This window comes from Lewinella sp. IMCC34191 (genome assembly GCF_003390935.1).
In the GTDB taxonomy this organism is placed as follows: domain Bacteria; phylum Bacteroidota; class Bacteroidia; order Chitinophagales; family Saprospiraceae; genus Neolewinella.
Genome location: NZ_QNQZ01000001.1, coordinates 98,789 through 111,495, shown reverse-complemented (window position 1 = coordinate 111,495; position 12,707 = coordinate 98,789). Strand labels below are relative to the sequence as shown.

At 57.4% G+C, this 12,707-nt stretch carries 10 protein-coding genes; 6 read left to right on the top strand and 4 right to left on the bottom strand.

What is annotated here, in order from left to right; genetic code table 11:
* Window positions 1–71: 71 nt before the first annotated feature.
* Complete coding sequence (locus tag DRW39_RS00420) at window positions 72–236, bottom strand: DUF1328 domain-containing protein (RefSeq protein ID WP_104420433.1); 165 nt, start codon at window positions 234–236, stop codon at window positions 72–74.
* 154 nt (window positions 237–390) lie between these two features.
* Between DRW39_RS00420 and DRW39_RS00415 the strand changes: the two genes are divergently transcribed.
* The 3 genes from DRW39_RS00415 to DRW39_RS00405 all read left to right on the top strand — a co-directional run bounded on the left by DRW39_RS00415 (window position 391) and on the right by DRW39_RS00405 (window position 3,838).
* Window positions 391–984 (top strand): hypothetical protein, encoded by a 594-nt coding sequence (locus DRW39_RS00415; RefSeq protein WP_157975830.1) that lies wholly within the window; start codon window positions 391–393, stop codon window positions 982–984.
* Between the two features lie 87 nt (window positions 985–1,071).
* The gene (locus DRW39_RS00410; protein ID WP_116105024.1) at window positions 1,072–1,335 is read left to right on the top strand and encodes a hypothetical protein; all 264 of its coding nucleotides are present in this window, start codon (window positions 1,072–1,074) and stop codon (window positions 1,333–1,335) included.
* A gap of 76 nt (window positions 1,336–1,411) precedes the next feature.
* Window positions 1,412–3,838: a S9 family peptidase gene (locus tag DRW39_RS00405; protein ID WP_116105023.1), complete on the top strand. Its 2,427-nt coding sequence runs from the start codon at window positions 1,412–1,414 to the stop codon at window positions 3,836–3,838.
* Here DRW39_RS00405 and DRW39_RS00400 read toward each other — a convergent pair.
* Window positions 3,835–5,655 carry a M61 family metallopeptidase gene (locus DRW39_RS00400; RefSeq protein WP_116105022.1) on the bottom strand — a complete coding sequence of 607 codons (1,821 nt, stop codon included), beginning with the start codon at window positions 5,653–5,655 and terminating at the stop codon, window positions 3,835–3,837. The two genes, DRW39_RS00405 and DRW39_RS00400, sit on opposite strands and share 4 nt — an antisense overlap.
* A gap of 9 nt (window positions 5,656–5,664) precedes the next feature.
* Complete coding sequence (locus tag DRW39_RS00395) at window positions 5,665–7,494, bottom strand: S8 family serine peptidase (protein ID WP_116105021.1); 1,830 nt, start codon at window positions 7,492–7,494, stop codon at window positions 5,665–5,667.
* 148 nt (window positions 7,495–7,642) lie between these two features.
* Here DRW39_RS00395 and DRW39_RS00390 point away from each other — a divergent pair, with 148 nt between their 5' ends.
* The 3 genes from DRW39_RS00390 (at window position 7,643) to DRW39_RS00380 (ending at window position 11,391) form a co-directional block, all read left to right on the top strand.
* On the top strand, window positions 7,643–8,194 hold the full coding sequence (locus DRW39_RS00390; protein ID WP_116105020.1) for an RNA polymerase sigma factor: 552 nt from the start codon (window positions 7,643–7,645) through the stop codon (window positions 8,192–8,194).
* A 2-nt stretch (window positions 8,195–8,196) separates the two neighbouring features.
* Window positions 8,197–9,684, top strand: a complete 1,488-nt coding sequence (locus DRW39_RS00385; RefSeq protein ID WP_116105019.1) for a hypothetical protein — start codon at window positions 8,197–8,199, stop codon at window positions 9,682–9,684.
* Window positions 9,685–9,801: 117 nt separating this feature from the next.
* Entirely contained in the window at window positions 9,802–11,391 is a 1,590-nt protein-coding gene (locus tag DRW39_RS00380) for a M28 family peptidase (RefSeq protein ID WP_116105018.1), read from the top strand.
* Window positions 11,392–11,420: 29 nt separating this feature from the next.
* On the opposite strand, the gene DRW39_RS00375 is transcribed toward DRW39_RS00380, so the two are convergent.
* Window positions 11,421–12,701 carry a Pycsar system effector family protein gene (locus DRW39_RS00375; protein WP_116105017.1) on the bottom strand — a complete coding sequence of 427 codons (1,281 nt, stop codon included), beginning with the start codon at window positions 12,699–12,701 and terminating at the stop codon, window positions 11,421–11,423.
* Between the last annotated feature and the right edge of the window lie 6 nt (window positions 12,702–12,707).

Genomic DNA, 12,707 nt, shown 5'->3' with positions numbered 1-12,707 from the left:
AATTGTCAGGAAGTGAAAGGCCGCGACCGGTTATCCCGGACGCGGCCTGTGTTACTAATTTTGGGGCGTTCTTATGCCCGCTTGAACAATCCGGAGATCAGGCTGATCACCAGCAGTACAAGGAAGATATAGAACAGGATCTTGGCAATGCCCGCAGCTGCGCCGGCAAATCCACCAAATCCAAGGAGTGCCGCGACGATCGCGATCACAAAGAAGATAAGGGCATAACGTAACATGATGTAGTGTTTTGGTTAGTAGTGGTCAAGCTCACTGGCAACCAGCGGGTTGTATCTGTTTGCTTTGTTGGTATAACTGATCGGCCATATTCGATGTTCGGTCATGAATAATTTTCCACGCCCAACTTCCATCGGTGTTTATCGTTGATCGCGTATGCCTCCACCACAGCATCGGATCGTGTACCAGAATGTCCAGAGCGACCATCTGCGCGAATGGTTCGCCGAAACCCTGGCGGCCTATCCCGAGCTCCTCCCCCACCCGATCTATCTGCGCAAACTGCCCACCAAGTACAGCACCATGCGGGCGCAGCCGGTGATCAACCTGGCGTTCTTTCGGCGGGCTACGCGACACTACCGCGTCGACTTCAGCAGCCACCTCGAAGTTACCCAGCACGTCCGGGTCCGCGAACTGCCCAAACGGGTAGTGGTCGGCTGGTTCGCCCACGAACTCGGGCATATCGTGGATTACCTCAACCGGCCGTGGCGGGGCATGATTGCCTTCGGGCTCGGATACGCCTTCTGGTCGCGGTATATGCGCGAGGCCGAGCGGCGGGCGGATACGATCGCCGTCGACCACGGCTTTGGCGAGCAGGTCTTGGCCACCAAGCGCTACCTGATCAACCACGCTACCCTGCCGGCGCACTACAAAAAGCGGCTGCGTAAGTACTATCTCTCGGCCGACGAACTGGAAGCGCTCATCAACGCATACGAGGATGACGGCGAGATGCCCGACATTGTAGAAATATAATTGGATTCTGGCGGCGGAGCGCAGGTAATATGCTGATCACACAAGCCGGGAACATTTCGGGTTGTACGACAAACCAATCCCCATAACATGTCCGTCAACAACATCGATCAGCAGTACCGCAACTGGCTTGTCAAGGCACCCCTCGGCCTGGTCCTTACCGGCCTCGGCGCCAGCCTTATCGGGGAGGCGACCGTACGCAAACACCGTGGCACCTCCACCCTTGGCTGGGTCGGCTTCGGAACCCTCGCATTGACCGTCTTCAATAGCGGCCTGAGCATTCTCGCCGACGCCGCCAAACACCGGGCCCACTACGAACGCCTTCGGGATGCGGAAGCACCATCCAGACCGTAAATTCCAGGAAAAGCAGGGGATTAACAGTTGGTGTGTTTACCTTACACATATTGTTCGCCCTTAACCAAATACCGGCATGAGAAACCTCACGCTTTTCCTTTTACTGCTTTTTTGCTGCTCCGTAGCCAACGCCCAGCTCAATCTGGACTACCAAAAGCCCCCCCAAGAAATTCTGGACCTCGTGGATGTCCCCCTCGCCCCGTCCGTGATGCTGGATCACGACCGGGAACGCATGGTGCTCCTTTACCGGGATGCCTACAAGACAATTGCCGAGCTCTCCGAGACGGAATTGCGCCTCGGCGGTCTTCGCATCGATCCAAAGCGGAATATCGGTAGCCGGACCAACTACTTTACAGACGTCAAGGTCCGGGCCGTCAACGCCGAAACCGGAACGGAAGAGGCCATCAGCGGCCTGCCGGAAAATCCTCGCTTGTCCAATTTTACGTGGTCACCCGACGAGACCATGATCGCCATGACACACACCGCCGAGGAAGGCGTGGAACTGTGGGTGGCTGACCTGGCAACCGCTGAGGCCCACCGGCTGACCGGACCGACCGTCAACGCCAATATGCGCGACGTCATTAACTGGAACGAAGACGGGCAATCCGTGCTCGTCAAGATGCTTCCCGAGGACCGCGAGCCGCTGATCGACGTGGCCAGCGCCGTGCCTACCGGTCCGACCATCTCCACCGCCGACGGCGAAAAAGCACAGAACCGGACTTACCAGGATTTACTTAGCAATCCCAACGATGAATTCAACTTCGAGCAACTCGCCCGGGCTACGATACAACGGGTCGACATGGACGGTAACGCGACGGAGTTCTTGCCCGCCGCGATGTACGACGGTGTAAGTTTCAGCCCCGATGGTGAATACGTGCTTATTGAGTCCATCAATCGGCCTTTTTCCTACATCGTACCCTACTACCGCTTCCCCACCACGACGACTGTGTACACACGGGACGGACAACCCGTCCAGACGGTTGCGGAACTCCCCCTGATCGAGGTACTTCCCCAGGGATTTATGTCCACCAATACGGAACGGCGCAGCATTCAGTGGCGGAGCGACCGGCCCTCCACGATCGTATACGTCCAGGCCCTCGACGGGGGCGATCCGGAGCAGGAAGCTGAATTCCGCGACGCCCTCTATCAGCTGGAAGCACCTTTTGCCGGAGAGGGAGAAAGCTTGCTCCAAACCACGAACCGCTACGCCGGCGTGATCTGGGGCGACGATGAAACGGCCATTGCCTACGATCGGTGGTTCGACACCCGCAACATGAAAATCTATGCCTTCGATCCGTCGCAAGCCGACGGCGAACCCAGTGTTCTCTTCGACCTGAATTACCAGGACAGTTACAGCGATCCCGGCAACTTCGTAACCACCCGCAACGAATACGGTAGTACCATTTTGGCTTTGGAAGACGAAGAAGCCTTCCTGATCGGCGACGGCTACACCGCCGAGGGGCAGTTTCCCTTTCTCAGCACGATCGATCTGGAGACCGGCCAGACCGAGCGTCTCTATACCTCCCCGTATACCGACAAATTGGAGGACCTGCTGGACTACGACCCGGACTCAAAGGAATTATTGGTTCGGATGGAGTCTCCCGTCGACTACCCGAACTACTACTTCCGCGAACTCGGGGACGACGACCTCGACCAGCTTACGGATTTCACCAATCCATTCCAGAGCCTGCAAGATGTCCACAAAGAAGTCATCACTTACGAGCGCGAGGATGGCCTGGAACTCAACGGTACGCTTTACCTGCCCGTTGGTTACGACCGGGAAGCCGAAGAAAAAGTTCCCCTGATCCTCTGGGCCTACCCGCGGGAGTACAAGGACAAGAGCAGCGCGGCACAGTCCACCTCCAACCCGAACGAATTCACCTATCCATACTACGGCTCGCCGATCTACTGGGTGACCCGGGGCTACGCCGTACTCGACGATGCCGCCTTCCCGATCGTCGGTGAGGGCGACGAGGAGCCCAACGATTCCTTCCGCGATCAACTCGTCGCTAACGCCAAAGCAGCCATCGATGCGGTGGACGAGCTCGGATACATCGATACCGATCGCGTAGCCGTTGGCGGACATAGCTACGGAGCATTCATGGTAGCCAACCTGCTTAGCCACAGCGACCTTTTTGCCGCCGGCATTGCCCGCAGCGGAGCCTACAACCGTACGCTAACGCCCTTCGGCTTTCAGAGCGAGCAACGCAATTACTGGGAGGCTCCCGAAGTCTACTACACCATGTCACCATTCATGCACGCCGAAAAAATGAAGACGCCCCTGCTGCTGATTCACGGCGAAGCCGACAACAACAGTGGCACCTATCCGCTGCAAAGCGAACGCTACTTCAACGCCCTGAAAGGCCTCGGCGCTACCGTTAGGCTGGTCATGTTACCCAAGGAGAGCCATGGCTACCGGGCTAAGGAAAGCATTCTGCACCTGCTCTGGGAACAGGACAAGTGGCTGGACGAGCACGTTATGAACAAGGAGCCGATGCGTTAACGACCCAACCACCCCTCGCGCCTGCGCTGGCTTTTCGTATCGGCTTTTTCCACGAGGCCGGAACGAAAAGCCGGACTGGCTGCGGCGGTGAAGGTGCCGGACTTTTCCCGCCCGAGCTGCCGGAAGGTGATTGCATACTCTTCTCCGACCCGAAGCTTGCTTACGGCAGCCGTCCATTCGGCCTGGGTAGTTACCGCTGTTCCATTGACGGATAGCAGCGTTGTGCCCCGATCGATGCCCGCGGCGTGCAGCGGATTATTCTCGTAAACCGGACCGGCCACGCTCAGGCCGCCGTCAGCCTCCGACAGTCGCAAGCCGTAGAAACCGACACTATCCGGAACGGCCTGGGCGACTTCTATGCCGTATGGTGCCAGCAACTCACCGTAATCCGGTACTTCGCTTCCGTAGATGTGCCGGTCAAACCAATCGGTCGCCCAGTCCGCATCTCCAGCTACTTCGCCGAGGGCCAGCTCGATGTCACGGATGTGGTAGGGAATTGCCGTTTTGCCGTAACGCTGCCACATGAGCTGCATGACTTCATCGAGTTGGTGGCCGCGCTCACGCAGCTGAAGGTCCAGCGCGAGTCCCAAAGCAGCGCCATAAGTGTAGTAACTGACAAAGGTGTTAGCGTAGTTATCCGGGTCGTTGGCCGTAGCCGCGTCCACGAACGGAGCCAGTTGGCTCATGCCCGCCGGTCCGCGGTAATGCCGACCGGGGGAATTGACCACGTAGTTTAGCTGGCCGGCAAGTCCGTCTGCGTAGTCGGCCGGCTCCAGGATTCCCGCGCGAACGAGCGCCAGATCATCGAAGTAGCTTGTAAAACCCTCCGCGAACCAGAGTTCGCTGCTCATATTGACGTGGTCAAAGTCGAATGGCTCCAGGCTGGCCGGTCGGATACGTTCCACGTTCCAGCAGTGGAAGAACTCGTGACTGATGGTCCCGATCAGACGGCTTTGGTTGCCCTCTAGTCCGATGGGTGCCGAACAGATAGTTGAGTTCCGGTGCTCCATTCCATCCCCCCCGATCCAGGGATTATAGGAGCAGAGAAAAGTGTAGCGGCCGTAATCATAGGCCGGCAGTTCGCCGTAGATTGCTTGTTGGGCACGGACTACCCGTTCCACCCAATCCACGTAGCCGGTAAAAACCGAATCACTGTCCTCACTCATTAGCACCACTTCGATCGTATCGACGCGCTCGCCACTGGCCACGGTAAAAGACTCCCGCATCATGTCCCCGACCAGGGTGGGCGAATCGTAGAAATAGTAATAGTTGGGGGCGGCAAATCGGCGCTCGCCCAGTGCAACCAACTGGGTGGCCACCTGCCAATCCGGTCGCTGATCAGCGGCAAGTTGCAAGAGTACGGGCCGGTCGTTCAAACTCTCCCCGTAAAGAAAGGTCGCCGGCATGTTCAGGTGTAGTTTCCGGTCATCAATCCCGGAATACGTACCGTCTCCACCGTTAGCAAAAAGGGTGTAGGTAAGGCGCACCTTTCCTCCATGGCCGCTGATGGCCCAGGTATTGGGATCTATGGAGGTCACCGCCAGTGAATCGCCTGATGCGCCTGTGGCCCGGAGATCATAGACATTACGAGCGAAATTGTGCTGCGCGTAGCGGCCCGGACTGAACTGCGGCATTTTGACGAAAAAGACGCCGGTGGGGACGGCCGGAAAGTCTACCGTAATGTCGAGTTCGTGTTGTTGCACCCGAATCATGTCCAGCGAGTAGACAATGGTGCCGGGGTGGCCGGCAACCCAGCCCAGCTGGGCATTGAGGGGGAGGGTGCAGCACAGGGAGATGATGGCAGCTAAAAGACGCATGGGGCTTGGTTAACTTAGGGTAGATAGATCGCGTACAAAGGGTCGGTATCCCGCCGCCCGAACTTCTTCGATGTGGGCACGGGCCTGGTCGGCGGTGGCAAATGTACCGACGACAATTTTGTGCAGGCCTCCGGACTCCTCGACCACGACCGGCAGACCGAATGACTGCTTTAGCGCGGCGACGGTTGCCACGACATTCTTGTAATCGCCGTATGCACCCACCTGAAGGCCGTATCCGCTTTTCCGGGCCGGTTCGACGTTGAGCTGGTACGCTCCGGCGGGTGATGCGGGAGTATCGGCAGGAACGACAGGAACGGAGCGCCGCCGTACGGCTTCATCCACGGCCCGTTCCGCGTTCACGCGTCCGTAGCCGAACTGGTTGCTCCACCCACGGGCATCGTAACCGGCCCGGTTGCCGATCTTATCGGCGGTTTGCTCCAGTATCGATTTAACCGCGCTGGCGGTCAGGTCCGGGTTGGCACTAAGCATCAGGGCACAAATCCCGGCCACCAGGGGTGTAGCTGCGGAAGTACCCCCGAAATGTTTGTGGTAGGGCCCCCTGTCACGGCCGTCTACGTAGAATCGCTTTTCCGGCGGCATGTCACTTTGTCCCGGATCCCAACTGCACCGGGCGGCCAGCACGGGCCAGCCTCCGTCGCTGGGCGCTACGACGCTCAGACCTGTTCCCCGGTTGGAATAACCGGGGTGGGTGTCGTTGCTGGTGGAAGCTCCAACGGTTATGACCCCGTCGATCTGTCCGTAATAGTTCACCCGAGCAAGCCCCTCGTTGCCGGCGGCGAAGAGGACGACGCAGCCCTTACCGCCGCGGCCTTCGGTAAGCGCCCGCCGGATAGCCCGTTCGTGCAGTTTACCCGGACGATATCGGTCGTCTACGGTACCCCAACTGCAACTGATCACGTCTGCGCCCTTGGTACGGCAGTGATCGAACATCCGCTCGGTCAGGAAGGCGGAGTAGGTAAGGCCGTGCAGGGGCATGAGGCGGGCATTCGGTGCCGCTCCTACAATCCCGTTTCCGTCGGCCGGTGCCACGGCCAGGCTGGCACAGGGCGTGCCGTGCGTACCGTAGGCACTACCCTCCGGCAGTCCCTGCGACCCCGAGGATACCACGAGCGGGGAAACGATTTTGCCCGCCAGGTCGGGATGTTCTACCTCGAATCCATTATCGATAACCGCTATGGTGATATCCGCCCCGCCCAGGCCGTCGAGCTGTCGCCAGGCTGCCTGGACGCCGGAATCCGCGCCCGCTTTCGTTTCGTATCCCGGCACCCCGGGTATGCTACCCCGGTTTTGGAGCGTCCACTGCTCGGGAAACAGGCCGTCCCTGGGCTGGGAAAAATACTGGTCCAGTGGAACGTCGACGTCCGGGATGGCCTCGACCACCATGTGTAAATTCTCCAGCACTCCGGCCATATGGAGGGGGTTGCGGCTTCGCTCGGTGACCTGCAACACGACGGTTCCGTCCGCTCGCCGCTCCGCCACCTCCAACCCGAGCCTTTCAAAAAGCCGATCGCTTTCCTGCCGCTCTACTCCTTTGGCCAGTTGACAGTAGATGACTCCCGTAGGAATGATAGGGCGATTATCACCCGCGGCGAAATAAACGTGGGAGCCGACCGCCACGCTGTCCTCGCCCCGGAGCCGGTCGAGTCCGCTCTCTACCTCCCCTTCCAGCTCCACGACGGAAAACCCACCGAGATCTGGCATGACCTGCCCGGCCTCGTTGCTTGCGGTGGATCCGTATTTTGTCTTTAAGCCCACGAGACGCCGACTCTTCTGTAGTTCCAGCGTACCGCCCTCCCGTTTAATGTTGATTGCACTCATTGCCGAAAGATAGGGTGACCGGCAGACAAAAGTTTTTCATCGCTGGCAGCAGTGGGCACCCGAAATACGTTTATCTTACGGTATTTCTGTTATCGGCCTACCGCCCCGCAAAGAGGATGGGCCGAAGCAGGTTTACCGGCAACCTTCTATGGACTATACGATCTGGCTAGAAAATGATGAAGAACGTTTCGTCGCGGCATTACGCCGTGGGGAGCGGGAAGCGCAGCGCGTACTTTACGAGACCTACTATGGCTCGCTTATGGCCATCTGTCAGCGGTACAGCGGTACCGAAGACGAGGCAATGGATTTGCTGCACGAAAGCTTCATTAAAATTTTTGGCAAGATCAACCGCTACGAGAGCGGTACCGCCCTACTGGCCTGGATGAGACGCATCACGGTCAATACCGCGATCGACCACTACCGGCGCTCCGTTCGCCGGCGGACGGAAGATATCGAGCGGGCGTACCAGGTCAGCAGCGATGTGCCGGACGTGATCAGCGAGTGTTCCGCTCGCGAGATCCTGATGGCGGTACAGAAACTGCCGCCGACCTACCGTACGATTTTCAACCTCTACGTTATTGAGGGGTATAGTCACAAAGAGATTGCCGAGCAATTAAGTATTACTGATTCCACTTCAAGATCTAACCTGGTAAAGGCGAGAAACAAACTCCAGAAAGCACTTTCCGCCCCGGGCCGCTAGTAATGAAACAAGAAAATCACCCCATCGATAAACTGATCCGCCAGCGGATCGCCAGTCTGCCGCCGCCGCCGACCCGCGGATGGAGCGACCTGGAAGCCAGGTTGGATGAAGTGGCCGATCACACCGCCATTGCCGCTAAGCTTGATAGCTTGGCTCCGGTAGCGCCCGCCGGTAGCTGGGACGCCTTTGCCCAAAAGCTGGACGCCGTTGCCACCGACCAGGGCGATCAGTTGGATGTAACCGTGGCCTCCGGCTTGTTGCAGGCCGAACCCACCACCGTCTCCGGATGGAGTCGCCTGGCCGCCCGCCTGGAAGTAATCGGTCGCCGCCGGGAGATGGTCACTTGCCTGAAGATCACGGAGGCAACCCTACTGCTCAGTCTCCTGCTGCTCTTCGCCCAGTCGGATGACTGGTCATCCATCCGTACCCAGCCGGGCAAAATGGATGCTTCCGTCGAGCCGCTGGCCTCTCTCCTGCAGCCTATCGAACGCTCAGCAGGTAGCGGTGTACAGCCCCCCGATGCGTCGACTGACGTACCGCAGAGCAAAGTTCAGCCGACACGGCCCGTATCCATTACGGCTGAAGCTGTGCCTTCTTTGGTTCCACACGCTCCCGGCCCCGTCGTTTCCCAAAATCAAGCGGTACCCAATCCAACGCTTGTTTCAACCGTGGAGGCTCTTCCTTCCAGCGTGACACCGCTCAACAATGAGCAGGCCCGCATTCTGCCTGCGCTGGATCTCTCCGGATTCCTTGGAGGTGAACCGGTACAGTACTACCTCAGCGGCTTTGTATCTCCCCTCGATATCAATGACATTAGGACGTTGGAGAACAAAGTGCTCGGCATTGAAGCACAGCGGAAGCTGAGTACCGGATATAGCTTAGGGTTGTTGTTTGAAGCCCAGCAGGGAGACAACGCACTGCAGTTCGGCCTCGTTTATGGTCACCGGTCTTACGTGCCCGCCAAGATTCTTCTGATCGAAGAGGATACCTCCGGGGTGGAACAAGAGCACCCGATCAGGTACAGCCGCCTGGCGTACGAGACGGTATCTATCCCACTGAACTATCAAAGACAGCTGAGCAGCAATGACAAATGGCGTATCTCAGCCGGCTTGGGTATGGCCATGAATATCGTGCTGAAATCTCAGGTTAATCTGCCCGCTGATGTCACGCTGGCCGACCTGAACCGCATCATCAAAAATTCTGCTCCGCTGGCTAAGATCGGGCGTGAAAACTCGGGGGCGAGCGAGATCCTGGATCCTACCCAGGGTTATCTACAGGGCGGAGGCCTGCTGGAAAACAGTAGCCTCTACGTCAGCGGAAACGTGCGGATCGAACGCATACTCAACGATCGATGGTCGCTTTACTTCTCTCCAACGGTTGGCCGGTTGCTCACGATTCGGGAAGGCGACGGAGGTCGCGGCCCGCTGGAGGATAGAATCCACAACACCATGATCCAGTTGGGTACCCGGGTACGCTTGTCGGACAAGTAAGCCAATCGTACTTCGCCGTTTTGTATGCCTGCCGTAATCGATACGAAGCGAATCGATCTGGTGGTTAAACTTATCTTAGCGGCGCAACCCCATACGGGTGTCCTACATTTGCTTTCCATGATTCGAATTTTGCTTGCCGGAGCCCTGCTCCTGTCCCTGACCAGCAACGCGCAAGAGCGCTCTCCCCTATCCACCACGGATGAACAGGCGCGCGAATTAGCCGCTACGATCACTGTCGATGATTTGCGGGAGCACCTGACCGTGCTTTCCTCCGACGAAATGGAAGGGAGAGAAACGGGCCAGCCCGGACAAAAACGAGCAGCTGCTTATCTGGCAGCGCAGCTGGATTCCCTGGGGATTGCGCCCATCATCGGAGACACTGCCTACATGCAGACGATCAAATTCAGTCGGCAAAATTGGCAAACGATCGACATGCAGTTAAACGGAGAGCCGCTGCGTCATCTCTGGGAGTACTACAGTGCCCCCAGCAAGAACGCCAGCCGGGATTCAGTAACGATCGACGAGCTTGTTTTCCTGGGCTACGGTATCGACGATCCGGCCTACAGTGACTACCGGGGGCACGACGTTCGAGGTAAATCGATCATCATATTTTCCGGTGAACCCCGCGGTCGCGATGGCAACTTCTACCTATCCGGCACGAAAGATCCGAGCGAGTACAGCCTCGATGACGGACGAAAACTGCGCACCGCCTACGAGCACGGCGTCGAGACCGTTTTTATCATCGACGCCGCGTTCAAACAGAACGTGCAAGACGTACGGCGTGAAACGCTGGACGGTCGGATGCGTATGACAGACAGGACGGAAGCGGAGCGGGACGAAGCGAACAACGTCTACCTCACCCCGGCACTCGCGAAGAAAATTCTCGGCGACGACTACCGCCAGGTGATCAAGGCGCGCAAGCGTATCGAGCGTAAAGGTCGCCTACGTCCCGTTACGGTGGCCACGGATATCAGTCTGACCCAGACTAAAGACGTCCGCGAGCTTATCGGGGAGAACGTGCTCGGGTACATACGGGGCACCGACCCAAAGCTGGCCGAAGAGGTACTGGTCGTAAGCGCCCATTACGACCACATCGGGCGGCGCGGAGACGCCATCTTCAACGGAGCGGACGATAACGGATCCGGCAGCAGTACGATCCTGGAAATTGCGGAAGCTTTCGCCGAGGCCAAAGCGGCCGGTCTAGGGCCTCGCCGCAGCGTGTTGTTTTTGTGGGTCAGTGGAGAAGAAAAGGGGCTGCTTGGTTCCGAGTACTATGCCACCCACCCCGTCTTTCCTCTGGAATACACCATAGCCGATATCAACGTCGATATGGTCGGTCGTATCGATCCCGCTCACGAAGGAAACCCCGATTACATCTATGTTATCGGTAGCAATCGACTCAGTACGGAGCTGCACGACATCAACGAAGCAGTAAACCGGGATTTTACAAAGTTGGAACTGGACTACACTTATAACGCCAAAGACGACCCGAACAACTTCTACGAGCGCAGCGATCACTACAATTTTGCCGAGCGAGGCGTACCCAGCGTATTCTTTTTTAATGGTACCCACGCGGATTACCATCGCGATACCGACACCGTTGAGAAAATCAATTTTGAGAAGATGGTCAATATCGGACGACTCATCTTCCACAATGCCTGGCAGCTCGCCAATCAGGACAAGCGCATCGAAGTAGACGTAGAATAGGTCCTGCCTAACTCCCTCTAAGTGGATATCTAAAATCCGAAAATCCCTGGGCCCGGGCTTCCTACGTACTGGTTGTTGTACATAGAGGCGAGGATGAAGGCGATTACGGAGATGATGATTCCGTACAGGAAGATATTGTAGCAAATGCGCAGAAACGCGTATTTCTGGGCTAATACTACGCCGAGATAGTAAAGGTCGCGCGTCATGCTGGAATAGAGGAAATCCTCGTCCCGGATCATTTCCATCATGCCGAAGTGAAAGTCTTCGATTTCCATATTGTAGAAATTACCGAAGAATAGCAGGTTGCTGCGTCGGGCCTTGATGTCCTCCAGGCTACTCTTCCCTTCCGTAACCTTGGGGCGCGTGGCCTGAATAGCGTAAAAAAGACTGGCCAGACATACCCCCACTAGGATGATAGTAGGAATCGTGAGGTGGGAATTATTATCCAGCTTCGGGAAGAGGTTCGCCGCCGATATACTGAGAATGATGGCATTGACCGAAAGCATGATGTTAGCCTTATTGTCGGCAATGCTGCTGAGGTTGACGTGGGTCCGGTAGGTAGCGCGATACATCGTTTCGACGCCCCGCCCCGGCTTGAAGTCATCCTCCATCCGCCGGTCCTTCTTCTTGATTTTCTTGGGCTGTTTCTTCTTCTTGGACTGCTTTAGTTCTTTGAGATTGCTGGGGGTTTGATCCGGGTAGAGCGCTTCCTTCCGTTTGTAAAGTTGCTTGACGTGCTTGCTTTTCCGCTCTCCGTAGATTTCCCGGGCGGCTTCCGTGTGGTACTCGTGGCTGAGCATAAAGCCCAGTTCGAAGTCAATCCACTCCTGGTCCGACATCACCATCGATCGCGTGAGGGCGAATTCCTGACGTACCCGGCCGCAGCGATCCCAGTAACTGGCGCCGCCAAGGTGACTCAGGTCGGCGTCCGCAATGATCTTCTCGATGAACGTTTGGGGATCCTGGGGCATACGGGTAGCGAGAATCGCGCCGCGGACGTCAGTGATCAGTTCCTCGTCGTGCCCCTGCTTTTCCAAAAACGCACGTGCCAGATCGGCGCTGCGCGCTTCGTGGTCCGACCAACCCTGTGCGTAACCGGTGTCGTGAAACCAAGCCGCCAACTGAATAACCAGCTGATCGCGCTCGTTAAGATCATAGTACCGGGCCAGTTCCGTAGCGGACTCCACGACGGCGTAGGTATGTTGAAAGTTGTGGTACACATAGCTCTCATCTACCTGATCCTGGATATATTGCTCCACGTAGGCCTCCACCGCGTGTAGCAGTTCCTCAGTCGGGGATTGTGTCTCCATGTTGAT

Coding starts and splice junctions, on each gene's coding strand:
- DRW39_RS00420 (WP_104420433.1), bottom strand. CDS start 236: ATGTTACGTTATGCCCTTATCTTCTTTGTGATCGCGATCGTCGCGGCA.
- DRW39_RS00415 (WP_157975830.1), top strand. CDS start 391: ATGCCTCCACCACAGCATCGGATCGTGTACCAGAATGTCCAGAGCGAC.
- DRW39_RS00410 (WP_116105024.1), top strand. CDS start 1,072: ATGTCCGTCAACAACATCGATCAGCAGTACCGCAACTGGCTTGTCAAG.
- DRW39_RS00405 (WP_116105023.1), top strand. CDS start 1,412: ATGAGAAACCTCACGCTTTTCCTTTTACTGCTTTTTTGCTGCTCCGTA.
- DRW39_RS00400 (WP_116105022.1), bottom strand. CDS start 5,655: ATGCGTCTTTTAGCTGCCATCATCTCCCTGTGCTGCACCCTCCCCCTC.
- DRW39_RS00395 (WP_116105021.1), bottom strand. CDS start 7,494: ATGAGTGCAATCAACATTAAACGGGAGGGCGGTACGCTGGAACTACAG.
- DRW39_RS00390 (WP_116105020.1), top strand. CDS start 7,643: ATGGACTATACGATCTGGCTAGAAAATGATGAAGAACGTTTCGTCGCG.
- DRW39_RS00385 (WP_116105019.1), top strand. CDS start 8,197: ATGAAACAAGAAAATCACCCCATCGATAAACTGATCCGCCAGCGGATC.
- DRW39_RS00380 (WP_116105018.1), top strand. CDS start 9,802: ATGATTCGAATTTTGCTTGCCGGAGCCCTGCTCCTGTCCCTGACCAGC.
- DRW39_RS00375 (WP_116105017.1), bottom strand. CDS start 12,701: ATGGAGACACAATCCCCGACTGAGGAACTGCTACACGCGGTGGAGGCC.